The organism is Pyrofollis japonicus (assembly GCF_033097485.1).
Classification (GTDB): domain Archaea; phylum Thermoproteota; class Thermoprotei_A; order Sulfolobales; family Pyrodictiaceae; genus Pyrofollis; species Pyrofollis japonicus.
Map to the genome: position 1 here is coordinate 1,381,872 of NZ_AP028634.1, position 24,932 is coordinate 1,406,803.

Sequence of the window (24,932 nt, forward strand, 5' to 3'; positions counted from 1 at the left end):
TGAGGTGTTACGAGAATGGCATATGTAACCACACGCGCCAAGAAGATACCTGAGTGGAAGATAAAAGAAGTTGAAGAGCTAACTGAGCTTGCAAAGACGCATAAGGTACTGCTCATAGTTGACCTCATGAAGACGCCGACAGCACAGCTGCAAAGAATTAGGCGCAAAATCGAGCGCAAGCTCGGCGACGCAGTGGTAATGAGGGTTGCCAAGAACACACTCATGAAGATTGCCTTAGAAAGAGCTGGCATTGATACAAAGAAGCTTGAAGAATACTTGACCGGAGTCAACATGTTCATATTTACCAATATGAATCCCTTCGAGGTAGCAATGACGATAGATAGAGTATATGCAACTGCCCCGGCAAAACCAGGCGACGTTGCGCCAACAGAGATAGTACTTCCAGCCGGGAACACAGGGTTCAAGCCTGGCCCAATAATGAGCGTCTTTGGCAAACTCAAGGTACCTATAAGAGTACAGGGAGGAACCATCTGGATAGCAAAAGACACTAAGGTCGCCAAGCCGGGTGACACAATAAGCCCGGAGCTCGCATCGCTTCTACAAAAGCTGGGAATAGAGCCAATAATTGTTAAGCTCAAAATAAAAGCTGCTTATGATTCTGGCGTCGTTATTCCTGGTGATCAGCTCATACTTGACCTAGAAGCTTATAGGAACGATGTAATGAGGGCACACCTCAACGCACTATGGCTAGGTGTTGAGATAGCCTACCCAGAGCCACAGGTACTCGAGATAGCTATACCCCTAGCAGTGAGGAGAGCACTAGCAGTAGCGGCAGAGGCAGGCTACATAACGCCCGACAACGCAGAGTACGTGCTACGCTTAGCCGTGTCAAGAGCCCTAGCAGTAGTAGCAGCTCTAGGAGACACTGCAAAAGAGCTAGGAATAGAAGTACAAGTAGCTGCGCCCGCGGCTCCAGCAAAACCTGCAGAAGAGAAGAAGGAAGAGGAGGAAGAAAAGAAAGAGGAGGAAAAGAAGGAAGAAGTAAGCGAGGAACAGCTAGCAGCAGGACTAGAGAGCCTCTTCGGCTTCTAGACCTATTAATGAAACAAACTATCCTTTTATTGCCCTAACCCCTCATCTCTTTATGTAAAATTAACCCTTTGATTAGACAACGTAGTAAAATGGTAAATTAATATCCAGGTCCTTTGACTGCTCGTGCAGGTTCGTCATAGTTAAGCACTATAGGGGATTCTGTACCGGGAATACGAGGGGTTAGGTTTTGGTGTCCTCGCCAGAAGAATACGCGCTAGAGTTCTTTCGAAGAGAGGGGTTCATTAGAAAGAAGTGCAAGGTTGGAGGAGAATACTTCTGGACGCTTAATCCTGAACAAGAGCATTGCAACGATGCGCCATGCGTTGACTACTATTTCTGGGAAGTGCCGCGTAAAGTGCCTCCTCTCAGCGTTAGCGAGGCACGAAGAAAGTTCATTGAATTCTTCAACCGTAACGGGCATGAAGTTGTTGCTCCAAGGCCGGTTGTTGCTCGCTGGAGGGAAGACCTGTACTTAACAATAGCTAGCATAGTTGTATTCCAGCCGCACGTTACTAGTGGAATAGTGCCACCACCAGCCAACCCTCTCGTAATAGTTCAACCGAGTATCCGCCTAGAGGACATAGATAATGTAGGTATCACGCTGGGTAGACATCTCACATCCTTCGAAATGGGAGGCCATCACGCCTTTAACTATCCTGATAAGAAAGTGTATTGGAAAGAGGAGACGGTGCAACTCGCGTTCGAGTTCTTCACCAAAGAATTGGGTATTGACCCTACCGCAATAACGTTTAAGGAGTCCTGGTGGGAAGGAGGGGGCAACGCTGGTCCATCGTTCGAGGTAACAGTTGGTGGACTCGAACTAGCAACACTAGTTTTCATGCAGTACCGAATAACCGATAAGGGATACGAGCCTATCCCCCTACGTATCGTTGATACAGGTTACGGCATCGAGCGAATAGCCTGGTTCACGCAAAAAACTCCAACAGCGTTTCACGCAATATATGGACACCTAGTTGACGACTTTCGCAAGAGGCTTGGACTAGATAAAGTAGATGAAACCATTCTTTGGAAGGCTCTTCGAGCAGCAGGACGACTAGACCCAGAGGATCCAGAGTCTTTGAAAAGATTCTACGAACGCGTTAGCAGAGAGACGGGAATCAGCGCAGACGAGATTAAGAACACCCTAGCAAGAGAAGCGGGACTTTATGCACTCCTGGACCACACGAAAACACTCGCACTAATGCTTGGTGACGGTATCGTTCCAAGTAATAGCGGTGAGGGATACCTTGCAAGACTAGTACTCAGACGCGCAATAAGAGTTATGAGGCGCCTTGGCTCTGAAGCGTCGTTAGCAGAGCTGGTCAGGCTCCAGATAGATTTCTGGGGGCACGATTATTATCCTAAGTTGCTCGAGAACTCCGATTATATACTGACTGTTACTGATTTAGAGGAAAAACGATATCTTAGGAGCCTAGAAAAAGGCTTTAAGGAAGCAGAAAAGCTGATCAGGAAGAAGAAGAGCCTCAGCATAGATGACTTGATAACGCTTTACGATTCTCACGGGATTCCGCCAGACATGGTTGCTGAGGCTGCTGAGAAGCTTGGCGCCAAGATAGAGGTTCCGCACAACTTCTATGCACTTGTCGCGCACCGCCATGGAGCTAGCGGTGTGCTGCAGAAACCTAGAGAAGAAGCAAGCCTACCAAGCGACATAGTTGAGTGGGCCAGCAAGTTTCCCGAAACCCGTAGACTGTTCCACGAAGACCCCTACATGAGGGAGTTCGAAGCCAACATCTTGGGCGCTAAGGGCGTATACCTCGTGCTCGACGCGACGGCTTTCTATCCAACAGGTGGAGGCCAGCTCCACGATACCGGGTACCTAGAGGTCTGTGGCGAGAAGATAAGAGTCAAAAGAGTAGAGAAGGTGGGCAACGTAATAGTCCACATACTTGAGAAAGAAGCACCGAGCTGTACTAGGGCTAGAGGCGTTATTGACTGGGAGCGCAGATATAGGCTCATGAGGCACCATACCGGGGTACACGTGCTCCTAGGAGCTGCTAGGCGTGTACTCGGTAAACACGTGTGGCAGGCAGGTGCAGAGAAGACGCCAGAGAAAGCTAGGCTCGACATAACGCACTACGAGATGCCGACGCCGGACCAGATTCGCCGTATAGAGGAATTGGCGAATAAGGCAATACTTGAGAGAATACCTGTAGAAGCGAAAATAATGGATCGCAACAAAGCCGAGGAACTATACGGGTTCCAGATATATCAGGGAGGAGTGCCACTCTCACCACAGATAAGAATACTACGCATAGGCGACTGGGATGTAGAGGCGTGCTTTGGCACACACGTCTCAAACACCGCAGAAATAGGCTCAATAAAGATAGTCAACGTTGATAAGCTCCAAGACGGCGTAATAAGGTTCGAGATAGTTGCAGGCACCGAGGTAGCTAGCTACGCCAGAAAACTTGAGGAAACACTCGATAAAATTGCTGCGACCGTTGGAGGAAGTAGACTAGACGCTGAGACTAGGGTGAAGAAGCTAGTAAAAGACCTTAATGAGGCCCGGAGGCAGCTGGGAGAGATACGTAAATACTTTGTCAAAATGCTCGTTGAGAAAGCCAAGCAGGAAAAGAAGGAAGTAAACGGTATAAGAATATACATAATGCACGCTGATACTCCTCTTCAAGGAATAGTGCAGGAAGTTTCACGCAAGCTTAGCGAAGAAGACCCGAGCTCTATAACAATAGCTGCAGAGAAACGCGGCAACGATCTAGTAATAGAGCTTGGCGCAGGAAAGGAAGCAGCAAAGAGGATAAACTTGCGCGAAGTAGCAAAAGAACTACAAAAGCTAGGAGTAAAAGGTGGAGGAAAACCACACCACGTAAACCTATTCGTCCGAGGAGGAGCAGGAAAATCCGATGAAGTACTGAGGACCATAGAGGAGGCGGTGGCAAAGAAGCTTGAAACTAAGCCCTAAGATCTTTTACGACACGTATTTTCTCCTAGCCAGAGGCTACCCGAGACAACCAGCCCTAGAACTCATCCGCTCAAAGCACGGATTGTCCCAGCCCCAAGTAGCCCTGCTTTCTCGCTGCATCCACCCACCCACTGTAAACAAGGAAATAGCTTCAAAGAAACTAGGCCCAAGCAATATCCGAGACAACTGCCTCGTAGTAGATGGTTTCAACCAGCTAACCACTATATACGCCGCACTAAAAGGAGAGGAACTCTACCTGTGCACAGACACAATGCTAAGGGATGCTCTACTAGCGGGTCCGCGGCACGTAATAGAGCACGTTGACGAACTCGCCCCTATACTCAGGGATGCGCTCTCCCTTCTCTCACCTAGCGAAGTAATAGTCGTACTTGACAGCCAGCCGAGCCACAGCGGCGAAACAGCCGCAAGACTAAGAAGATACAATATAAACACAATTGTATCAAGAAACGCTGACAACGAGGTCATAAACCTATCGATTCGGAAAAAATGCATAGCAGCCACAAGCGACATAGCTATAACGAGGAAAGCGCCACGCATCTTCGACCTAGCCCGTTTCACTATAGAAGAAATTCTCCAAAAACGGCTTGGAAAGAAATCCAGAATAAACAATATACCACTTCTACTTAGAAACGAGCACAATACGTGGTGCCGCCACATAGTAATATAGGCTATTAGTTACTTAGTCTGCAAGAAACCGAAAATAGTAAAGCAAATATATACAATATTTATGCTAACATAGAGCTGGTATATCGTATTGGGGGTACTGTGAGGTCAACGCTTTTCCTAGTAACGCTATTAATATTGCTAGGTGCCACATTGTTATACAGTCGGTACATGAGCTATAATAATGTGGACAATACAAACACATTAATAATACATACTATTAGTTCAACTAAGTTAACTAGATGCAATAATATAATCATAATAGACTTAAATGAAACAAAAATCCATTATAATCTAAGCACTGTTTTTATTAATTCACAAATAACTAAAATTACCATATTAAAACAAATAGATAATATCACCAACGTAAAACATCAAAGCACACTAGTAATAAACGTAGATAGCCTATCAAATTTACTATATGAAAAGGAGTACCTAGGTAAAATAATAGGTTTAGGTAAAGAGGTTCTGAATGATAGTTGCCCCATAGCGTTTTATTCCTATTCCGGCTTCGCGCCAAGTAATATAACACCATACATTAAAATGCTCTTAGATAATGACTCAATAGTTCTCAAGAATGTTCTTGAAGCTATTAACGCTAAATCCTATGAAAAAACAATTAGGGGCAATGGTACTAAAACATATATCTTTCAAGATAAAATATACGTGTTAATTATCCGGGTTACTGGCAAGCATAATTCTGTTCCAATAATTTATGTTGCGGACGCTGACCCCAGAGCAAAAATTTCTATTCACAATATTCAATCACATTTAATTATAGGTCTTCAAGAGGTACTGAATGAACAATAAGCTCAGCTCCTAAAAGACATAGATCTCGCAATTGATGTTCCTATAAGAATAAGCTTGGAGTTAAAACTATTTAACAACTCGAACATAAACCGGCTCTGCTTTTAGTTCACTACATTAAATCTTACTAGAATAGTATTCTGGGGCTAAGGGGTAAAAAGAAAATACCCCAGTACATCTTAGACAATCAGAAAATCGGGGCTCAGAGAGGCGGGCCCGTAGCCTAGCCAGGATAGGGCGCCGGCCTTCTAAGCCGGTAGTCCGGGGTTCAAATCCCCGCGGGCCCGCCATCTCCTATTATTCGATGATTATCGTTAACTAGCCCTGCTGGCACTCTTTTTATTAGCTAAGTATTTTGTTAACTATGTTACACTATGGGTAGTTGAGCAATTAGCTTTTATAATCAGTGGCCACGGCGCTGATATAATACTATTTAAACTTACCTTCGAACTTTCAATAGGAAAATACTAATTGCTTTGCAAAAGCAAAAGTAATTATGGTTTTTCGTAAATTGCGTACGCATAAAGACGGTTTCTAGGCAAGGGTGGAAATACGTGACTCAAAGAACTATTATACAGGAAGTTAAAGAGTGGCTTGAAAACGGCTCCATTGATGCAGAGAGCCTAGCTGAAGTCCCTTGGGTTGCAGAAGTTTCTGAAGACGGTTCACAACTGGTCGCAGTAAACCCTGTATTTCCCGTAAGGCTCGTAGTAATATACATGCCAGAAGCCTCTATCATTAGGCTAGCAGTTAATACCCATATAAAGACCGTTGATCTGCCAATTGAGGCTAAAACATCGCTATATAGGAAGGTATTAAACATGTCAAGGATGCCACTGGCAAAAGCTTTCCTGTTCGGAGACGACGATGAAATAATTGTAGGCGCTGATCTAAGCACTAAAACCCTTAGCGAGCCAGAATTCAATGACGCCCTAGCACTAATGCTTGCGCTACTCAATTACCTGTATAGTAGCGTAGGTATACCAGAAGAGTTCAAACAAGAAGAATTGATAAATATGATATGGTTAGTAAAGAAATGGTTCGAAAAAGGTTGGAGTCGAGAAAAACTCGAAAAACTATTGCAAAAAGCCGGGCTAAAGCCCGACGAGGCAAAAGAATTCATTAACCAGGTACTAGAGGCTCAAAGGAAAAGCACAGTAAGCGAAGAGGAGCCACTCACACACATATAAGGACTTTATCCTACCATTATCCTAGAATCTTTTGATAACAAAGAGGGATAAATATTTTAATTTATTAGTATAATGGTATTACAATTGTGCCTAATCCTTCATTCTTCTCTTCTCTGAGAGGCTACTCAGTAAGCGACTTCGCCGACAGCTGATCTCTTAATACGCAAGACGAAGTACAAGGGAAAGAATTGTAGGGGCCCGGGGGTTTGTGGTGCCGCCGCCGGGATTCGAACCCGGGACGACCGGATCCCCCAGGGCCCCCGGCTAGACCGATTCCGGTGGACCGGGGCGCCCGTATGAGTCCGGCGCTCTGACCGGGCTGAGCTACGGCGGCATTGCTCGGGGCAGGTATGCCCCGAGATAGTCTAGGCTTGTATTATGCATGGGGGTTATCATTCTTTCGTCCGTGTAGCAATCTATCCTACTTTGATCTTCTTAGCAGTGAACCCAGAATCGACTTGTCTATGCCGGGGAAAAGCGTGCTAATAAATGCCTTTTGGGTCTCTTCGTCTACCAGGTCTGCCAAGCGTTGGGCAACCTTCTTTGCCGCACTGATTTCAATAACACTCTGCTGCCTTGCATGCATTCGCCTGGTTCTTGAGTAACCGTACAAGGCGGCCAGACCAAGTTCTAAACTGATTCACACATACTTGTTATCTTGCATAAAGCACAGACCTCCTCACAACATAGCCTGATAGTAATATCGTTTATACCACAGTATTCCGAGAACTAAGCTAAGCCTAAATACCCCTAGATAGTAACAACATACCCTATAGTCTTGGAGGAAACGGGGAGGGTAGCCGGGTCGTCTAGCGGCCAAGGATGCGGGGCTCTGGCCCCCGTGACCGGGGTTCGAATCCCCGCCCGGCTACCATCGCTCAGCCCTATCGCTACCCTCCTCTCCTCTCAGCTTCTCAATTACTTGCCTAGCACGCCTAGGATACTCTGTGATTATTATGTCGGCTCCTAGGCTAACAACTCTAGCGATTTCCTGCTCGTCATTAACAGTCCACACTGCTAATATAAGTCCTTCTTCATGAAGTCTGTTTGAAAGTGCTTGGTCAACGTAATCCGAGCTAATAGATACGCCTTGGGCACGGCTTCTCTTAACGTCAGTGATAGGGTCTACAGGGTAGTGATCCATGCTTAGCAGCGTCGTGATACCCTTAGAGGCAAATTTGGAGGCAAGGACATGGATCCTTGTTGAGATATATACTTTTTCAAAGACCTTTGCAGCATCTATTATTTCATCCATACAGCTCGGCGTGTAGTCTACGCCTTTAAGGTCAATCATGGCTATTCTAGTCAGCTTAGCTGCTTTCTTAGTGAAATCGCAAAAATTCTCTGAGGGCGTAAAATGAATATTTGATAATATATTTCCTATTTTTTCCCGTAATAGTCTAGGCTCTCTGCGTGGAACTAGATGACCTACACGGACACCGCTAGGAGTACAATATATATCTATTTCAACACCGTCTGCTTCTTCGGACAAGTAGCGCCTAATCCACTTCACTGTATTAGCCTTATGGCCTAAGATAAGTACCATGCCTTGTCTCCTTTCATCAACGCGCTTGATACTCGTATCTATGGCGTTTAAAAGTAAGGGGCTAAATACGCTTAGAAAATAGCCTGCCCTCACACCGTGTTAATTAAGAATTGGGAGGCGTAATAGTATGGACTTAGACTTGGAAGGGCTTGCCGCGCGTGCTGCAGAAGCAATACTCAGAGCCCAGGGAAAGACTGTTGCCTTCACAGGCGCAGGGATTTCAGCAGAGAGCGGTATACCGACATTTCGCGGCAAGGATGGGCTTTGGAGGCGCTTTAGGGCAGAAGACCTAGCGACCCCAGAGGCGTTTGAGAGAAACCCGAAGCTTGTCTGGGAGTGGTATAGGTGGAGAATGGAGATAGTGTTCCGTGCAAAGCCGAACCCAGCACACCTTGCGCTTGCTGAGCTAGAGAGAATGGGACTACTACTGTGCACAATTACTCAGAATGTTGACGGCCTACACCAGGCAGCTGGGCAGAAATGTGTGGTCGAGCTCCACGGTAACATTCGGCGGGCACGGTGCACCCGATGCGGGTACCGCGTAGAGTTCAAAGAACCGCCAAAAGAAGTGCCGCCCAAGTGCCCGCGCTGTGGCGGCCTCCTAAGACCCGACGTCGTATGGTTCGGCGAACCATTGCCAGAAGAGGCCTGGCAAAAGGCGGTTCAACTAGCGCTAAGCGCGAAAACACTAATAGTAATAGGGACTAGCGGCATAGTCTATCCGGCCGCCATGATTCCACAGCTCGCTAAACAAAACAATGCAACAATAATAGAGATCAACGTGCAAGACACGCCTATAACCGAAATAGCAGATATAGCGATAAGAGCACCCGCATCAAAAGCAATGCAAGCAATATTAACAGAAGTAAAGAAACAACTAACACAGTGATCAAAGGCGTTCAAAACATGCCTAAAACCAATGAACTAAACACAGCAAAAACGTAAAGAAAATTCTTAAAGCCGACACCGGATATCTCTACCCAACAATATGGAGGCCGAACTACTCCGACCAATGGTGGGGCCGTCGTCTAGCTTGGCAGGATGCGGGGCTTGGGCCCCCGTGGTCCGGGGTTCAAATCCCCGCGGCCCCACCAACTCCTACTAGTAACATCCTTGCCTATATCCGCTTAAGGAATTATTATAGTAATATCTTGGAGGCTTTCTACGACAATTACAGCTTGCTTGACTACCTTCTTTGAAAGCTTATACATAGATATAAAAGTTAAGATGCTCTTGTTTCTGGGGAAGGCAAAAGCTGCTTAGGGAAACTCGTGATATGCAAGAGAAGAATATGGAGGCGAATAGGCTCGACCTATTGACTACTGCATCTCCTTGAGCTTAGACCCATATTCAATAAGCACTAGTGAAGACGCCAAGAAGAACATTAGGCTTGCCAAGTATGGTAAGGTAGGTCTTATTGATGCAAGGAGCCCAGCCAGTGCTGGTGATGCTAAGGCTATTAGTCTCCTATAGCTTGATAGAGCTGACAGTATGCTGCTTGCCTTCTCTTTTGGTATTTTGCTAAAGATCCATGATCTGTAGAAGGGGAATGCAAGTATGTCGCCGAACCTAGCAATGAGATAAGCCGCAACGACCAATATGAACGGTGGGTTCATGTACATTATTAGAGCCCATAGGGATATCAGTATGTACCCTAACGCTATGGCCTTAAACCTATGCTTGCTGCCTATTTTCTCGGAAATGTATGTTGCTGCTATGGCCCCCACAGAGATTGCCGCCTCAACGACCATGGCTTCAAAGAGCGTCAAGCCGAGAACGTTGACTACGTAGTTGAGTAATACAATCTCTGGCGCCATGGACCATGCAAGTGTGGTTAGCGCTTCTAATACCAGGATGAGCCTAAACTCATTGTCTACTTTGAACTCGAATTTCTCAGCGCTAATTCTTTCCTCAACGTTTAGCCGAGGCAGGAACCTTAGTAGGTAGAATACGGTGAGAATTGATACTAGGCCAAATACCACGAATCCTACCCTATAGTGATATGGTGTATTAAGTACATGGCCGAATATGTATCCCAGCACCAAGAATCCTATCAGCTGGCTTATCTCGGGCAATCTGATATGCCATGCAAAGATCTCCTCTATTTTGTTTTCAGGATAGAGTATTCTTTCCGTAGCCTGATAGAGCGGGTAGAATATACCCGCTATATCCCCTATGAGTAATCCCAGGAAGAGCATTAAGGGCGCTATAGGACCGTATGCTAGCCCATAGAGTATATATGATACTCCTTCAAGAGCATCTATGAGTACAAGGCCATGCCTGATCGCGATCTTATCAAATATTTTTCCAACAATATACGTAGCAGGGATAGATAGTACATGCACAAGGGTAAATATTGCGCCAATTTCTAGAACACTATAACCCGTCATAAACATGTACATAGGCAGCATATACCATGTTATCAACAGCGGTGATATAATGGTATGGTACAATATGTAGCGGCGGGCATCAACGGGAATCTCACGCCATCTCATACCGTTCGCCTATCAACACGGCAGATGCTGCTTGTCGTTCACACGATAAAGGCCTCGGCGTTTAAATCGTTATATGTGAGTGCTTATCAAGATAAATATAGCAATATATAGATGAAGGCAAGTTGCAATAAATGTGGCTAGCCATAAAGGAATTAGCACACGTATTTTAGCTATCTATATTCAGCTCGTTTGCTATATTGCACAGAATGTGGCAAAACGATCCCGGATAACGCCCTACGAGTCCAAGGCGAGAATGCCCAATCATGTGGCTTTGCAAAAACGGTTTCGCAAAGATAGGGTCGAAATATAAGCCGTATCTATCTATATGTGGTTAAACGTTTTCTATGCTTACTGTTTCGGCATTTGTATTAAAAAATGGTGGTGTTTCTTTCTCAAATTACCGGCTGATTTAGGTTGGCTCGGTCTTTCGATGTTATCGTTATAGGCGCTGGCGTCAATGGTGTTTGGTCTGCCCTTGACCTTGCTCTTCGCGGGCTCCGCGTGGCCGTTATTGATAAGGGTTCCTTGGCCAGCGAGACCAGCGGCAAGTTCCATGGGCTTCTTCACAGCGGTGCTAGGTACGTGGTAAGAGATCCCGCCGCTGCTGTGGAGAGTTGGCACGAGAACCAGGTCTTGTCCCGTATTGCTTCACACGCTATTGAGGATACAGGAGGCTATTTTGTCGCTGTTACTAAGAGTGACGAGGAATACTATGACGAGTTCACCAAGGGGCTAAGAAAAGCGGGGATTCCTTACCATGATGTAGACGTCTCCGAGGCTCTGAAAGAGGAGCCTGAGCTTTCGAAAGAGATTAGGCGCGTTGTCGAGGTTCCAGATAAGGTTGTTTATGCAAGGGATCTTATGGCCAGTGTTGCACTTGCTGCGTATCGTGAAGGAGCGCTTTTACTCGAGTACATGGAGGCCGTGGAGATAAAAGAGGATGGGGACGAACTCCGCGTGAGGGTTCACGACAAGCTGAAAGACAGTACTCTAGAGTTTAGGGCTAGGGCTGTCGTTAATGCTGCAGGACCCTGGGCAGGGGAGGTTGCTCGACGTGCAGGCGTCGAGGACGTTGATGTGCTTCTCACCGCTGGCACAATTATAGTTTATAACCAGAGGCTTACGAGGCGTGTTATAAATCGCATGAGGCCTCCTTCTGATGGAGATATTCTCGTGCCTTATGGATCTGTCTCCCTCATGGGCACGACGGCGTTTATTGTTGAGAACCCAGACGAGCTACAGGTTAGTGAAGAAGATGTAGAGTTCCTTGTAAAAGAGGGCTCCGTGATGGTGCCAAGGCTTGCAAGGCTCCCCGTGAAGCGGGCATATGTAAGTATTCGTCCCCTTATCAGAGTCGCTTCAAGAGAGGGCTCCGGAAACGTCGGTAGAGAAGCGACTAGGTCGTTTAGGATAGTAGCGCATGAAAGGCCGAAAGGCTTCTTCACCATAATTGGTGGAAAATTCGTTACCGGGAGACTTGTAGGTGAGAAGACCGGCAATATAGTGGCTGAATACTTGGGCACCTCTAAGAAATCGTCAACCAATAATATAAGGCTTCTCGAAACCGGTGATCCGTATGAAGAGCTCAGAGTATTGACTGGCGCTAATGAACTAGTGGTTAAGAACATTATGTCATTAAAGAACGGCATGGATGAAGAACGAGGAAGGATGGCCGCATACATGTTCATACAAGGCTTCATCGCTGCCGAAAGCAGAAAAGCAATAGGTGCTTAGTGATGAATAAGCATGAAACCGTGTTACATGGGGAGTTCACGGTAAATAGGGACAACGAATACGTAATTGCTTTTCTTACCTCGCCTAAGAAGATTGCTCCGTGCTTACCCGATCTAATAGAGTGGAAACAACACAATGACACCAAGTTTCAAGCAGTGTTTCGGGTCGATATAGGTGGCGTTGTAGAATACATATCGAGATTGCGCAGCAAGACAGTAATAGAGATCAAGAAGAAGCAAGCAAATGAAATAATCTACGAATTTAGGGGAGAAATAGCTCGAGCACCGTTCTCTGGCACAATAAGGCTAGATGTTATACCGCTCGGAAACAATCGATCAAAGATAAGGTGGCAGGCAAGTATCAATCTCGGGAAAGCACTAAGGCTTCTAAATAAATTCATTGACACTGAGAAAACGATCCAAAGAATTGTAAACAAAGTTGTTGATTCAATAGTTAGATGCATTGAGGAACAATAAATAGGCAATGGCAACAGATTAAGAATTATCATAAACATAGATTCATGGATTCCGTTTGCTAGTCGATTGGTTAAAGCACAACCGTTAATTAGCTATTAAAAGGCTTGGCTACAAGCTTGATGTCATAGTCATGTTTTTGCTGTACATTATCTAGCTTAATCCATAGTATAAGCTTGTAGCTTGGGTCATCAACCGCACTGGGTAATTCGTGGTAATTAGGAAACGGAAGCATATCAATAACAAAATGTCCCCATACTCCACTATTGCCAACACTCCTAAAGGGACCATAAGAATATGCTTTTGAAGCCACGCCAGTACTTATGCTCGTTATTTTGATTGGTATGTTCCCCTCATTTGAAACAACTAGGCCGATCCATAGGGTGTTCTCGTTCCCTTTCAGCGATTCTACGTGTAGATGTACAGCCAAAGGATCATCACTATCAATAAGTAATGATGCTTCGCATTTGTCACATACGATTTTTGAAGAGGTTATTCTTGGATCAATTTTCCCGATGTTGATTACACCTTCTATTCTTAATTGCTGGCTCCATAAGGCATATGCCGCCGAGACTAGTACTATAGTGGTTGCTAGCATCATTGGGAGAAGAATGCTTGTGTGATGCGTATACACTTTCGTTTCTACCCTGGTATGTACAATGTTCTGCAAGATAGTTAACAGTAGTGTATGAACAATATATACTCCGGGTATACTGGTGCCACACGTCTTAGCAGCCCTACTGGAATTGATTATGGGCTAACAGACATACGTGTTAAAGAACCTATATAAGGGATTTTATGAAGTGTGTGAGTGAGGGTCTGCGAAGCATTGTTACCAGCACCACTAGTGGCATTTCTGCTGGTTGTACTATTCTCGACGATAATTGTTAGAATAGGCGCTAAGGCTTTCGAGAAAACCGGTTTAAGCAAGGATGTTGCAATATTCCAGGCAACTTCAGCATTTACCGGCGTCGGATTCACGACATCCGAAGCAGAGTATATTACAAATCATCCCGTAAGAAGACGGATAGCATTATGGCTCATGAAGCTTGGCAGTGCAGGACTAACATCAGCTGTCGCATCACTAGTCTTAACATTCGTCGGCAACACGTCTAGCCAAATGCTTATCAACGGTATAGCAGTCCTAGGAGGCATTGGCCTAATATACTTGTTTTCGCGATCAAACCTTATGGATAAGGCCCTCGGCAAGTTTATTGAGTGGGCTAGCACAAGGTGGGCAAACCTCAAGATAATTGACTACGAGCACGTATTAGGTTTGAGCAAGGGCTACACAATATCCATTATACGTGTCAAACCGGGCTCGTGGCTTGACGGAAAGTCGCTCCGCGAAGCAAAGCTTCGCGACGAAGGAGTAGTAGTTCTGGGAGTCTATAGGCAGACACCCCAAGGCGAGATTTTTATCGGCGCACCCCGGCCGGATTTCAAGATCCGAGGCGGCGATAGGCTGGTATGCTATGGCCCCGAAGACGTGCTGGAAGGTCTGCCGGAGCGAATCAAGGGCCCACGCGGTGACCTTGAGCACGCCATAGCTGTCGCAAGACAGAAGATAAAGGAGGCGGTTGAGGAGGAGGAGATAAAGGAGGCAGAAATAGCGGGGCCTGCAACCGAGGCTCCAAGCGCAGTTGCCATTAGAGACAAGAACGCTGAGCTAACAGCGTAGCAGCCTCGTAATACTTCTTCGGGATGCGTGTTTTTCGAGGACTTATAAGACCACGGTCTATCGCGATACTTATCCGCTGCAACACGCCTATTCCTACACGGACTAAGTTAATCCATTACGCCGAGGCTTGATTATTGTGTCCTCGCACAAAGAGGTTCTAGCTCCTCCTAAGACGCGCGTAATAATGCTGGGCAACGTTGCAATAGCACGAGGCTTCCTTGAGGCCGGGCTGCAATTCGCGGCAGCTTATCCAGGAACACCTAGCACGGAGATAGTTGAAGCGCTATCTACTGCATCAAGAGTCCTAGGAGGAAAACCGTATGTTGAATGGAGCACGAACGAGAAGGTTGCAGTTGAGGCAGCCCTCGGCGCAGCCATAGCAGGTGTAAGAGCCGTTGCAACGATGAAACATGTTGGACTCAATGTCGCTGCTGACCCGTTCTTTAGCAGTGCTTATCTCGGAGTAAGTGGCGCCCTCGTTATAGTAACTGCTGACGATCCCTGGATGTGGAGCAGCCAGAACGAGCAAGACAATAGATGGTACGGGCTTCACGCATATGTACCCGTCATTGAGCCTACAGGTGCGCAGGACGCTAAGGAGGCTGCCCGGCTAGCGTTAAGCTATAGCGAGAAGTATAAGCGCCCATTCATACTTAGGACTACAACACGTATTGCCCATACCCGTGTACCAGTTGATACAGGGGAGATACCTCTTGAAAAACTTGAACCACAAGGCGAGTTCATAAAGGATCCCTCCAAGTGGACCCTTGTACCACAATATGCTCGAAGAAAACGACTCGAACTACTTGATTTCTGGGACAAAGTGTCAGAAGAACTGGCCGACTTTCCGCTAAATAGTGTCGAGGGCTCAGGCGATATCGCAGTAGTGGGGGTAGGAATAGGTTACCGCTATGCAAAGGAAGCTATATCAATGCTAGGCGCACAGGATAAGATCACACTGTTTAAGGTTTCGACAAGTGTTCCGCTCCCGCGGGCTCTTGCAGAAAAGATCTCGAGCTATGATACAATACTTGTCATTGAGGAGGGCGACCCTGTAGTAGAGATGCAGCTAAAAACTGTTCTCCAAGAGCTTGGCTCGAGAGCCAGAGTGTATGGAAAGCACGGCAAACCTCTCTTACCGCGATACGGCGAACTCGGCCTAGAGAAGGTAGTATCAGCGCTCTCAACTGTACTGGGCATAGAGCCGCCTACCTGGGCGAAAGAGCCGCCCAAACCTAGTGGTCAAAAACTGCCTCCTAGGCCGCCAGTACTCTGTCCTGGTTGCCCCTATAGAGGATTCTTCTACGCGCTCCGGCGTGCAGTGAATAAGCTGCGTCTCAAACCAGTCTATAGCGGCGATATAGGCTGCTATAGCCTAGGTGTGAACCCGCCATTCTATGTTCAAGACACGATAATAGAAATGGGAGGCAGCATAGGTGCTGGGAACGGGTTCTCACACGTACTGCGCGGTGATAGAGACATAGTTATAGCCATAATAGGAGATTCGACGTTCTTCCATAGCGGTGTCCCACCACTCATAAACGCAGTTTATAACAAGGCTCCTCTCTTGGTTATAGTGCTCGATAACCACACTACAGCTATGACAGGTCACCAACCGCACCCAGGAACAGGTGTTCTCGCAATAGGGGAACAAGTAGAGCCTATGAGTATTGAAAGCGTGGCACGAGGAGTAGGTGTTGAAAAAGTACTGGTAGCGGATCCTTTTGACGTAAAAGATTCGGAGACAAAGCTCGTAGAAGCACTACGCTATGTAAAAGAGAACAAGAAACCAGCAGTCCTTGTAGCCAAGGGTGCATGCATACTGGTAGCTTTGCGCACCGCCGCAAAGAACGGAATACGCCCTGTACCATACCGTGTCAACCTAGAGAAGTGTACTGGATGCGGAATCTGCTACACAGCCTTCAACTGCCCAGCAATCTATCGCCGTCCCGACGGCAAGGCCGAGATAGACCCTGCACTCTGCACTGGATGCGGCGTGTGCGCTGAGATCTGCCCATTCAAAGCATTCGAGCCAGTAGAAGAACCTAACCCAGAATGGTTCAAGATAATGAGAACAGCCAGACCAGTTTATTAACATAAACTAGCTCAAAGGGGTGAGACGATATGTCTTCAAATACACTAAACCTGGTCATAACGGGTGTTGGGGGCCAAGGCCAAATAACACTTGCAAGAGTAATTGCAGAAGCTGCACTGCTCAGAGGTGTTAATGCTATAGTTGCAGAGACGCATGGATTAAGCCAGAGAGGAGGAACTGTAATAGTTCATGTAAGGCTCGGTGAAGTAGAAGCACCACTTATACCTCCCGGTACTGCTGACGCAATACTAGCTATGGAGCTTATAGAGGCTGCGCGTTATGCGTACTATCTTAGAAAGGGCTCAATAGCTGTCGTGAATGACTACCTTGTTCCACCACCATTACCCAAAATAGAGGTGCCAAGCCGGGATGAGCTACTAGGTATTGTTAGAAGTTATTCAGATAGAGTTGTACTAGTGCCAGCAACTCATGAAGCGCTCCGTATAGGTGACTCAAGAGTGGCTAATATGATATTGCTCGGGGCGGCTATAAAGTCAAACATCTTTAAAGACTTCATAGATTTCTCTAGCGCCGAAGAAGCTATTAAGAGAGTGCTTGGAAGGGCTGCTAAGCCGAACATAGAGGCCTTGCACCGGGGAGCCGATCTAGCTAAGTAGCTTTTTCGTAATGATTTGGCTACGTTTTTCGTCCTCTATTTACTCTTTGCTCCTCTTTCCGGAAGTTGTAAACGACTTTATTGAGTACAGAAGCTTATTGATTTGAGAAACACTATTCTTCCTTATCCTTCTAGCACAGATTCCGGAGCATTAATGCATGGAACATTATGGTGGCAGATTGTACTGATAAGGGGAGGAGTTTGCGATGGCGCGTTCTCATACAATAATCAAGGTACGTGTTCGCGGAATCTATGCTACGGCTTTAACAAAAATACTCATGGATGAAGGGTTTCAAATTGTCCAGCCTTCTCGCATAATTGCAGATAGGTTTAAGCTGCCTGACTTAAAACTCCCTGCAGATGTTACAGTAAAGTCAAGCGAGAGAGACCTTAATGAAATAGTTGTTGTCGGCTATGAGGGTAGCGCTGATAGAGTCCTCTCAGGGCTTCAACGTCACTTACGATACGCGTTCTATTGGGTTTCACCTCTAGCGCTTCACAGCACAGTTAAGGCAACTGTCGCGAAACGGCTTGGAGATAGATGTATTGCCAGGGTTGGCGATATAGAGGCAGAAATAGCTCTAGATAATTGTACTGAAGGCACCGAGATAATTGCATCCGTCGTGCGCCCAGGTGTTAAACCTTTAGAGATGCCCCGGCTCGTTCCCGGCGCAAGAGTAATCGGTGACTACGCAATAGTTTTCGAGAGCAAAGAACCCCGAGTGACCATAAGCGAGCATGTACGGAGCGCGGCAAAAAGAGCTGAATTAGCAGCCATAGCTACCATTGCTACTTCTCGCGGGCTAAGTGTTCATTGGAGAAGCAGCAGTCAGCACGCAGATAGAACTACTCTCGAGAACCACCTTAAGGAGCTAATGGATGAGCTTCAGAAAGTAAAGAAAGAGGCCAGCGAAGGAGCAGCCGGCAGGAAGTATAGTACTGGCGAACTAGTTGCTGTGGTGCGGCTCAGTCTTCCAGACAAGATATACCTGGATCGCATACGGGATACAATTGTGCCAACAATCCGCCTCCATCACTCAGTTAAGAGTAATCTACCAAGCCTATCCACCATTATTGATTATGCAGAGAAGCTCAAAGGCCTTAACGTTGATGAAACAAAGCTCCTAGAAGCACTCCTCGATATGATCATTGAGCACATCACCTCACTGAGAAGAATCAAGATTCTTCACGTCAAGCCAAGCGGCGAGATAATAGAGCTAGGTCAAGGCCGTCTTAGGAGCATCTATAAACAAGGAACAACGCTTTCAATCGTTGTTGAAAGAGAGGTTCGAGGTCGCGGCGTATACGACGGTATAGAGGTTGAAAAAGAGCCGGGCGACATAATTGTCACTGAGATAATAACTGATAACTGGTATATAAAACACACCTATTACTCTCGTAATGGAGAAATCAAAGGTTATTATGTAAACATTAATACGCCACCAGAAGTTTATGAAGAAGGCATAATATACCATGACCTTGAAGCGGACATAGTGAAAAAGCCTAATGGTGAAACAAGGATTATAGATACGGACAAACTCGAAGAAATATTCAGAAAAGGAATAATAACTTCTACACTTTACGAAAAAACACTAAGCATAATAAACGAAATTATGGGAAATAAAGCTTCTCCAAGGACTCAAACAAATAAAAACGCAAACACGCAGACATAATCCACCCACTTGGGCGCGGGGGTGCCCGAGCCAGGTCAAAGGGGGCGGGCTCAGGACCCGCTGGCGTAGGCCTGCGTGGGTTCAAATCCCACCCCCCGCACCATGTAACATAATCCTCGAGAATGTCCGCAATTTGCTGCCCAGGCTCCTAGCTACTACTCGCAAGAGCCTTATCCATACGAACTTGCACAAGGCTTACATTCATCTCTATCAGCATAGATTGGATGTTTAAGCTCCATTATACTGTTTCGCTAACTTGTCAGCCCCCTCCCAGGCTGAGCGGAATCTCGACTATCTTTCCCGATACGAGTTCTAGGCTGCAATGGCGGCAAGCTACTGAAGCCCTAGCATACCTAGATACTGGTACTATTCTTACCTTACTCTTACGAAGCACACCTAGAATGAACTCAACTATATCGTTTGCTTCACCTAAACAATACTTCTCTATAAATACACAGCACGTTTCAGACATCATTGTTTAGACAAATGATATTTGTTATAGTTGGTTCATATAGTAATGTCCTATATAGATGTGTGCTTCGCAGAAGGCATAGTATTACTTACGCTCTGCTCTCTCACCCACTGTAACTCGCATCCATAACTCCTTCTATACATTGTTCATGAAAAGTAACACCTAATTAGGGGAATCAGCCGTGCAGAGAATAGTCACATTTAAGATTGATGACAGTCTATTAAAAGCTCTCGACATGTATGCCAAGAGGAAGGGATTATCTCGGAGCGAGGTTATAAGGGCTGCAATTGAGTCTCTCTTAAGGAAAGAGGGCATAAAGGTTCCAAAGCACCAAGATAACGTAAAAATAGATCCGCGTGTCCAAGTAATTGAGATAGTGGTTTAGAATGACTTGCTTAGCTCATGCATTACCTGTTTTAGTCCTTGACCGTCTCAAGTAGCGTGATAACGTTCCATATTATTGTCCTTGCATAAATGGGCATGTTTGGATCCTGGCTTATTTCGTCAAGAATACTTATAGCGTTAGCTGCGCGTACCGCTGGGCTTAGACTCGTGTCCTTTAGCTGTTTTATTGCCTCAGTTGCTGCCCGCCTTATATTTCGAGGAACTGCAGTATCATTTATTATTCTCATAAGCATTACTATTGCCTGTCTTATTTTTGCCTCGTTGTCGTACACGGGGGCTGCCAAGACTGCCCACCCCTTGCACTATTCTAGCTCCACCGCCGGTTCCCTTAATTCAGGAATCTAGTTTATACGTAGCGCTCACTAGCCTAGACCTGGCACTCGGGGTAAGCAAAATGAGCGAAACCAGGTACTCGAGAAACCAAGATGTTGTAAAGAAAATGGCTGATCTACTGCGTGCTGGTGCCACTATGCTTTCAGAACGTTGCCCTATATGCGGTCTACCGTTGTTTAGGCTAAAAAGCGGCGAAGTCATATGCCCTATTCATGGCCGCGTATACATTGTTAGAACCGAGAGCGAGGTAACTAGGGTAACAGTTCAAGGCGTCCTAGAGAATCTCGAAAAGATAGCTGCAGAGGAAATAGCCCGTCTCATGGAGAAGCGGTCGGAAGACCTTGACACTTTGCGCGAGTGGCTTGACGTGTTAGAGAGAACTGAGAGAATACTGTCAATAATGCGTGGCAAAGAACAAGAAAAACCCAGGAAGGATGAAGAAAGCGGCAAGACAAAGTAAGCAACTCAGGTACTATAGAAATAGCTAGGACTTGCATGTTATCAGCAAAAATGCTTCTGGAGGCTCTACTCGCAGCTCCCCCATACACTCATCGCTTACCTTCTCGAAATATTTCTCTGGAAACCCGCTTGCGAGAGGAATTGACGACATAACGCAGCCAGCCACGATCATAGGCTCAATGCTTGAGACAACTATTGCTGCAGGCGCTAGACCTTTTTTCTTCAACCCATATATTATATAAGGTGCAACGGTGCTTCCTCTCGTTCCTTTGGTAATAAGTATTCTGTTCGCAACGGATCTACCATCTAGTAGTAAGCCCTTATCCTTATCGACCTCACCGTAAAAAGATATGCGCTTATTTACAACGAGCAACGGGGCTCTTGCTGCTCCTCTAACATGCCCTTTAAGCCTCAGGATAATTTTCTCAGACACCTCTAACACCATCCTTATTCTGCAAATCTTTTTACAAAATCCCATAGAGACGTAATTGCAACCCTAACTCCATGGCGCTTTGGAGCATAAAACGCTGTTTTCAACGAATCTGTGGCTATTACATCGACTTTGCCACGGAGCCTCGCGACAACAATACATGTTCCTGGGAGAATGTAGATATTTTTCCTTTGTAGCAGCCGGGCTAATTCACGTATCTTTTCATCTCCTGACGCATAGCCGGGAATAGATATCCATACTTCTCGTCGTAGACGCTCTATATTCTTCGAGCTAAGATAGTCAAAGAGCTTGTATACTATGCTTGGTTCATGGTGTGGACACCCGGTGAAGAATATCTCAGCTTCTTCTATGCTTGCGCTCTCGATATCCTCTTTTACGTATTTAAGCTCTTTTTGATCAACATGCGCTTTTTCAACCCCTATGGGCGGGCCTTCATCCTCAGGGGATACGTTTCTCACGATGCACATAGCTATATTTCCGCTAGCGGCTGCAGCCGCGCACATTGATATGGCTTCGCGCTTACCGAGTTTCTTATTTAAGTCCACATATGGTATCGTATCACTGAAATTCTGGCCAATATAGTATCCGAGAAGGCCTGCGGAAGGCTCCTCACCGACATCTGCATTTACTTTAACATGGATTGTTGGTTTGCGGTTTTCATCTATATGGAGGCCCCAATAATAGGTTCTACCAACTATTGCGGCTGCTAGGGCTAATGGACCACCCTCCCTATTAGTGCGCGCACCATACAGACTGTTTGCAACAGCTATGGCGCTTGATTCACCCCATGCAAGGTGTTCTCCGAGCCTTGGTTGACGCATATGATAAGGTATACATGTAACGCTCGGCACAAACCCCATGGAATTCAACAACCTTATTATCTCCATTTGCTTCCTAGCGAAATCTCTATCAACATTAAGCCTCGGGGGCGGATCAACATTAAGACTAATCCCAACAGGATTATAAGTTGAATAAACAGATACCTGGGCGCCTGCAATGAAAAGTGACTTAATGAACTCTAGGCCTGCATCACCTATGTTGTCGTACGAAATCCCGCTTGCATGTGCATGATTTATCTCTATTAATCGCTCTGCCCCTAGAGCTTCTCCGACGCGTACTACAAGCTCCATTGCGATCCTTCTACCTTCGCCGTAATCACCTTGGAGAATCTTCTCCTCTTCGCGAGTTAGATACATGCATAGCCCACCGTTTAGGAATTATTATGGCGGCCGCGGCCTACGGTACAAGTACTTCTTATCTAGAGGAGCTGTTGCATCAATTATCATCTTGGCTGTGAGCCCCTCTTTTGCACTCGGGTCAAGGGTTGAGCCTCGTGCATTCTTTATAATAACGATGTCTTTATCGGCTTGAACACGCGTGGCTATGGCCCATTCTACTTCAAGCAGATTGTCGGGATCCACGTCCTCGTCAACAACAATTACGTGCTTCACGCTAGGATGGGCTGCGAGTGCTGCAAATGCAGCTGTTTTTCCATCGCCATCATGTATTTTCTCTATTGAGACGACTGCATGGAGCCACATACCTCCACCAGGGGTTAGACGTACCTTGTTCACCCTTGGTACAGCCCTTGCCACCGCATCGTATATTGAAGCTTCCCGCGGAAACCCCATAAGTAACATGTGCTCGATACCGCCAGGAATGATTACATGTATATATGGCTCGTATCGTTTATTAACATAGACAGCCTGCGGCTTAATCACGGGCTCCTCCCTAACACCGTCATACAGCTGAAGCAGGTCAACAAACGGACCTTCCTTTTTACGCTCAGGACCAATGATGGCTTCAACAACCATTGACGCACCACATGGAACCGGGATACCATAAATCGGCGTCCGGCATGTCATTAGACAACCTCCTAGAAGAGAAGAAGCTATCTCAAATTCAAATACTCCGAAAGGAGGACTCGTGGCAGCGGCTAGAAGGACGAGGGGATGAACGCCAATAACTATTGCTATAGGTAGCGAGCCTCCACTTTTCTTCATCAATGTATATAGGTGACGAGGCACTATCCTTGCCGCAGCATAATCCTCGCGTTTGTTAACCATTATCCTGTGTATGGATGCGTTACATATGCCCTCTTTGCATGCTATAAAAATCGAAGAGGTTATGTAGTCTCCTCCATCATCTCTGTAGAATCTTAGCGCTGGCAGCACATCTACACCTATATTGCTCCCCTTCTCTACAAAATAGTCCTTGAAACTACCCTCTACTAACTTACCATGCTCATTCAGTGCTTTTGAGAATTTGGCATAAGCTTCGCGATCGTTACTCACGCCAAGAGCATTGTAGAGGGCCTCTCTACTAGCCACGAGGTTTGATATAAAGCGCTCCTCTCTACCCTTAACCTTAAAAATTACTATATCCTTTAGCCCCTCTAGCGTCTGAACAATTCCAGAAGGTTCTATTTCTTCATGGAGTATTTTTATCTTTGTCTTATCAAGTTTTCCGAGATACTCCTCTATAGATCCATTAGAGCATTTATCTATGGCTAGATCATTCATATCACACACCTTACTGGTCTTCCTGCTTCTTCATAGTTTTCGGCTAACCTGATGCTTCCTAGGACTATTCCCCTTATCTCGCCTGTATAAGGTGTTAGTACTGTTATCACGCTATTTTCAAAATCAATATCTTTTAAAATGCCTATGGCTTTCTCCTCGCCATTCTTATCTATGAGGGCCAGCAACGCGTTTCTTGCAATGTTTAGGTCTAAAACGTATACTTGTTTCCCATACATCTCTGCAAGCCTACTAATCATTTGGGGCTGGGGCTGGCCATCTGTCACGACATATAACGTGTCTATGGTCTCGCTAGCAGCAACCACTCTTATCTTAAGCACCTCAGATATTTTAGCGAGATCATTAACATCGACACGTCTACCACTGAAGAAGCAACTTCCAAAGATGGAGATTTTTCCTATAAACAATTTACGCTCATAGAGAGGCTCAAGGTAACGCTGATAAGACATACTTCTAAGTACACGGCGATCTTCACGACTGCGCTCTCTACGTACACGCGGACTCTTCATGAACACGGGCTTACATTTTAGCCCGCTAAGCATAGTAGACACAGTATCGAAGAGTGCATTATCACCAACTACTATAACCCCATCAGCATTAATGAACCTAATAATTTCCATCTTATACTCAATCGAGTTAATACCTTGTATCCACCCATCCGTATCAACTATTATTACATCTGCTCCTTCCTTCCTCAGCCGTTCAGCGAGACTAACCACTGCAGCAACTATTCGCCTCTCATTTCGCTGCGGAGTTATTGATCCTATAAACCTCATGTACTCGGCTCTCAGACTTCGAAGCCATAGTATAGGGGACGTTACAAAGGAGGCCGAGACAGTTACAGGCGGCCCTATATCAGCTTGGCCAACATCAGCATCAATTACTGCAACCCGGTAGCCCCTTAAGAGCGCTCGATTTGCCACTAGCGCAGCAATACTAGTCTTACCAGCATCCGTAGGACCTATAACAACTATGCTTGTGCAGTCGTTTCTCAGCAAATTGTCAGCTATCGAGACCCATTCATCTATAACCTCTTCGTCTGGCAATGGATTTTCAATTGATCCTCCTTGCATTAAGTTTAGCTCCACAGTAGCCTCTGTTAATGCCTTAAGTGCGTAGCTCCTGTACTCATCTATATGGAACTCATCTCCGGCATTGAATATAGCACCAAGCACAAGAACTTGTCCACGTATTACACGTGCTGTTAAAGGGCCGTTAAGCCGTACAATTTGGCCGGGTTGGAGTATTAGCTTGGTAATCATTTCTTCAGCCCCCTTATCA

23 protein-coding genes and 5 tRNA genes are annotated in these 24,932 nt (G+C 46.0%); 18 read left to right on the forward strand and 10 right to left on the reverse strand.

Translation table 11 applies throughout. The features are described 5' to 3' along the window. Positions 1 to 15 precede the first annotated feature (15 nt). The 6 genes from SBG41_RS07235 (at position 16) to SBG41_RS07260 (ending at position 6,678) form a co-directional block, all read left to right on the forward strand. Positions 16 to 1,053: a 50S ribosomal protein L10 gene (locus SBG41_RS07235; RefSeq protein ID WP_317894886.1), complete on the forward strand. Its 1,038-nt coding sequence runs from the start codon at positions 16 to 18 to the stop codon at positions 1,051 to 1,053. A 187-nt stretch (positions 1,054 to 1,240) separates the two neighbouring features. Then, entirely contained in the window at positions 1,241 to 3,997 is a 2,757-nt protein-coding gene (gene alaS / locus SBG41_RS07240; RefSeq protein WP_450088468.1) for an alanine--tRNA ligase, read from the forward strand. Beyond that, on the forward strand, positions 3,981 to 4,685 hold the full coding sequence (locus SBG41_RS07245) for a DUF434 domain-containing protein (protein ID WP_317894888.1): 705 nt from the start codon (positions 3,981 to 3,983) through the stop codon (positions 4,683 to 4,685). Before alaS ends, SBG41_RS07245 begins: the two co-directional genes overlap by 17 nt. A gap of 98 nt (positions 4,686 to 4,783) precedes the next feature. Next, positions 4,784 to 5,491 carry a hypothetical protein gene (locus tag SBG41_RS07250; protein WP_317894889.1) on the forward strand — a complete coding sequence of 236 codons (708 nt, stop codon included), beginning with the start codon at positions 4,784 to 4,786 and terminating at the stop codon, positions 5,489 to 5,491. A 209-nt stretch (positions 5,492 to 5,700) separates the two neighbouring features. Next, positions 5,701 to 5,778 (forward strand) — tRNA-Arg (locus tag SBG41_RS07255). Between the two features lie 264 nt (positions 5,779 to 6,042). Then, positions 6,043 to 6,678: a hypothetical protein gene (locus SBG41_RS07260; protein WP_317894890.1), complete on the forward strand. Its 636-nt coding sequence runs from the start codon at positions 6,043 to 6,045 to the stop codon at positions 6,676 to 6,678. 209 nt (positions 6,679 to 6,887) lie between these two features. Here SBG41_RS07260 and SBG41_RS07265 read toward each other — a convergent pair. Then, a tRNA-Met gene (locus SBG41_RS07265) sits at positions 6,888 to 7,012 on the reverse strand. 464 nt (positions 7,013 to 7,476) lie between these two features. Between SBG41_RS07265 and SBG41_RS07270 the strand changes: the two genes are divergently transcribed. Further along, a tRNA-Gln gene (locus tag SBG41_RS07270) sits at positions 7,477 to 7,552 on the forward strand. Here SBG41_RS07270 and SBG41_RS07275 read toward each other — a convergent pair. Continuing rightward, positions 7,547 to 8,224, reverse strand: coding sequence for a glycerophosphodiester phosphodiesterase (locus SBG41_RS07275; RefSeq protein ID WP_317894891.1), 678 nt, complete (start codon positions 8,222 to 8,224; stop codon positions 7,547 to 7,549). The two genes, SBG41_RS07270 and SBG41_RS07275, sit on opposite strands and share 6 nt — an antisense overlap. Before the next feature lie 127 nt (positions 8,225 to 8,351). On the opposite strand from SBG41_RS07275, the gene cobB reads away from it, so the two are divergent. Together cobB and SBG41_RS07285 are read left to right on the forward strand one after the other, a co-directional pair. After that, on the forward strand, positions 8,352 to 9,113 hold the full coding sequence (gene cobB / locus SBG41_RS07280; RefSeq protein ID WP_317894892.1) for an NAD-dependent protein deacetylase: 762 nt from the start codon (positions 8,352 to 8,354) through the stop codon (positions 9,111 to 9,113). Between the two features lie 128 nt (positions 9,114 to 9,241). Continuing rightward, positions 9,242 to 9,318 (forward strand) — tRNA-Pro (locus SBG41_RS07285). 225 nt (positions 9,319 to 9,543) lie between these two features. On the opposite strand, the gene SBG41_RS07290 is transcribed toward SBG41_RS07285, so the two are convergent. Then, the gene (locus SBG41_RS07290) at positions 9,544 to 10,719 is read right to left on the reverse strand and encodes an MFS transporter (RefSeq protein ID WP_317894893.1); all 1,176 of its coding nucleotides are present in this window, start codon (positions 10,717 to 10,719) and stop codon (positions 9,544 to 9,546) included. A 414-nt stretch (positions 10,720 to 11,133) separates the two neighbouring features. Between SBG41_RS07290 and SBG41_RS07295 the strand changes: the two genes are divergently transcribed. Further along, the gene (locus tag SBG41_RS07295) at positions 11,134 to 12,453 is read left to right on the forward strand and encodes an FAD-dependent oxidoreductase (RefSeq protein WP_317894894.1); all 1,320 of its coding nucleotides are present in this window, start codon (positions 11,134 to 11,136) and stop codon (positions 12,451 to 12,453) included. 2 nt (positions 12,454 to 12,455) lie between these two features. Beyond that, the gene (locus SBG41_RS07300) at positions 12,456 to 12,929 is read left to right on the forward strand and encodes a CoxG family protein (protein WP_317894895.1); all 474 of its coding nucleotides are present in this window, start codon (positions 12,456 to 12,458) and stop codon (positions 12,927 to 12,929) included. A gap of 88 nt (positions 12,930 to 13,017) precedes the next feature. On the opposite strand, the gene SBG41_RS07305 is transcribed toward SBG41_RS07300, so the two are convergent. Continuing rightward, the gene (locus SBG41_RS07305) at positions 13,018 to 13,560 is read right to left on the reverse strand and encodes a hypothetical protein (RefSeq protein WP_317894896.1); all 543 of its coding nucleotides are present in this window, start codon (positions 13,558 to 13,560) and stop codon (positions 13,018 to 13,020) included. Between the two features lie 177 nt (positions 13,561 to 13,737). Here SBG41_RS07305 and SBG41_RS07310 point away from each other — a divergent pair, with 177 nt between their 5' ends. The 5 genes from SBG41_RS07310 to SBG41_RS07330 all read left to right on the forward strand — a co-directional run bounded on the left by SBG41_RS07310 (position 13,738) and on the right by SBG41_RS07330 (position 19,094). Beyond that, a complete protein-coding gene (locus SBG41_RS07310) occupies positions 13,738 to 14,607 on the forward strand; it encodes a potassium channel family protein (protein WP_317894897.1) in 870 nt (289 codons plus the stop codon). Positions 14,608 to 14,791: 184 nt separating this feature from the next. Continuing rightward, the gene (iorA, locus tag SBG41_RS07315) at positions 14,792 to 16,702 is read left to right on the forward strand and encodes an indolepyruvate ferredoxin oxidoreductase subunit alpha (protein WP_397470796.1); all 1,911 of its coding nucleotides are present in this window, start codon (positions 14,792 to 14,794) and stop codon (positions 16,700 to 16,702) included. Positions 16,703 to 16,731: 29 nt separating this feature from the next. Further along, positions 16,732 to 17,319 (forward strand): indolepyruvate oxidoreductase subunit beta, encoded by a 588-nt coding sequence (locus SBG41_RS07320; RefSeq protein WP_317894899.1) that lies wholly within the window; start codon positions 16,732 to 16,734, stop codon positions 17,317 to 17,319. 205 nt (positions 17,320 to 17,524) lie between these two features. Then, positions 17,525 to 18,991, forward strand: coding sequence for a DUF402 domain-containing protein (locus SBG41_RS07325; RefSeq protein WP_317894900.1), 1,467 nt, complete (start codon positions 17,525 to 17,527; stop codon positions 18,989 to 18,991). Positions 18,992 to 19,006: 15 nt separating this feature from the next. After that, positions 19,007 to 19,094, forward strand: a tRNA-Leu gene (locus tag SBG41_RS07330). Between the two features lie 156 nt (positions 19,095 to 19,250). On the opposite strand, the gene SBG41_RS07335 is transcribed toward SBG41_RS07330, so the two are convergent. Further along, the gene (locus SBG41_RS07335; RefSeq protein WP_317894901.1) at positions 19,251 to 19,466 is read right to left on the reverse strand and encodes a hypothetical protein; all 216 of its coding nucleotides are present in this window, start codon (positions 19,464 to 19,466) and stop codon (positions 19,251 to 19,253) included. Positions 19,467 to 19,644: 178 nt separating this feature from the next. Here SBG41_RS07335 and SBG41_RS07340 point away from each other — a divergent pair, with 178 nt between their 5' ends. Further along, positions 19,645 to 19,848 (forward strand): ribbon-helix-helix protein, CopG family, encoded by a 204-nt coding sequence (locus SBG41_RS07340; RefSeq protein ID WP_317894902.1) that lies wholly within the window; start codon positions 19,645 to 19,647, stop codon positions 19,846 to 19,848. A gap of 31 nt (positions 19,849 to 19,879) precedes the next feature. Here SBG41_RS07340 and SBG41_RS07345 read toward each other — a convergent pair whose 3' ends face one another. Then, positions 19,880 to 20,152 carry a UPF0147 family protein gene (locus SBG41_RS07345; protein ID WP_317894903.1) on the reverse strand — a complete coding sequence of 91 codons (273 nt, stop codon included), beginning with the start codon at positions 20,150 to 20,152 and terminating at the stop codon, positions 19,880 to 19,882. A 110-nt stretch (positions 20,153 to 20,262) separates the two neighbouring features. On the opposite strand from SBG41_RS07345, the gene SBG41_RS07350 reads away from it, so the two are divergent. After that, positions 20,263 to 20,661: an Sjogren's syndrome/scleroderma autoantigen 1 family protein gene (locus tag SBG41_RS07350; protein ID WP_317894904.1), complete on the forward strand. Its 399-nt coding sequence runs from the start codon at positions 20,263 to 20,265 to the stop codon at positions 20,659 to 20,661. Between the two features lie 24 nt (positions 20,662 to 20,685). Here the strand turns inward: SBG41_RS07350 and SBG41_RS07355 are convergent, their stop codons facing one another. From SBG41_RS07355 to SBG41_RS07370, 4 genes are read right to left on the reverse strand one after another with little or no spacing between them, the layout of a single operon-like run. Further along, positions 20,686 to 21,093 (reverse strand): aconitase X swivel domain-containing protein, encoded by a 408-nt coding sequence (locus tag SBG41_RS07355; protein WP_317894905.1) that lies wholly within the window; start codon positions 21,091 to 21,093, stop codon positions 20,686 to 20,688. Between the two features lie 14 nt (positions 21,094 to 21,107). Next, complete coding sequence (locus SBG41_RS07360) at positions 21,108 to 22,307, reverse strand: aconitase X catalytic domain-containing protein (protein ID WP_317894906.1); 1,200 nt, start codon at positions 22,305 to 22,307, stop codon at positions 21,108 to 21,110. Positions 22,308 to 22,331: 24 nt separating this feature from the next. Next, complete coding sequence (locus tag SBG41_RS07365) at positions 22,332 to 23,633, reverse strand: UbiD family decarboxylase (RefSeq protein ID WP_317894907.1); 1,302 nt, start codon at positions 23,631 to 23,633, stop codon at positions 22,332 to 22,334. After that, on the reverse strand, positions 23,630 to 24,913 hold the full coding sequence (locus SBG41_RS07370) for a Clp1/GlmU family protein (RefSeq protein ID WP_317894908.1): 1,284 nt from the start codon (positions 24,911 to 24,913) through the stop codon (positions 23,630 to 23,632). The genes SBG41_RS07365 and SBG41_RS07370 overlap by 4 nt, the downstream gene beginning before the upstream one ends. Between the last annotated feature and the right edge of the window lie 19 nt (positions 24,914 to 24,932).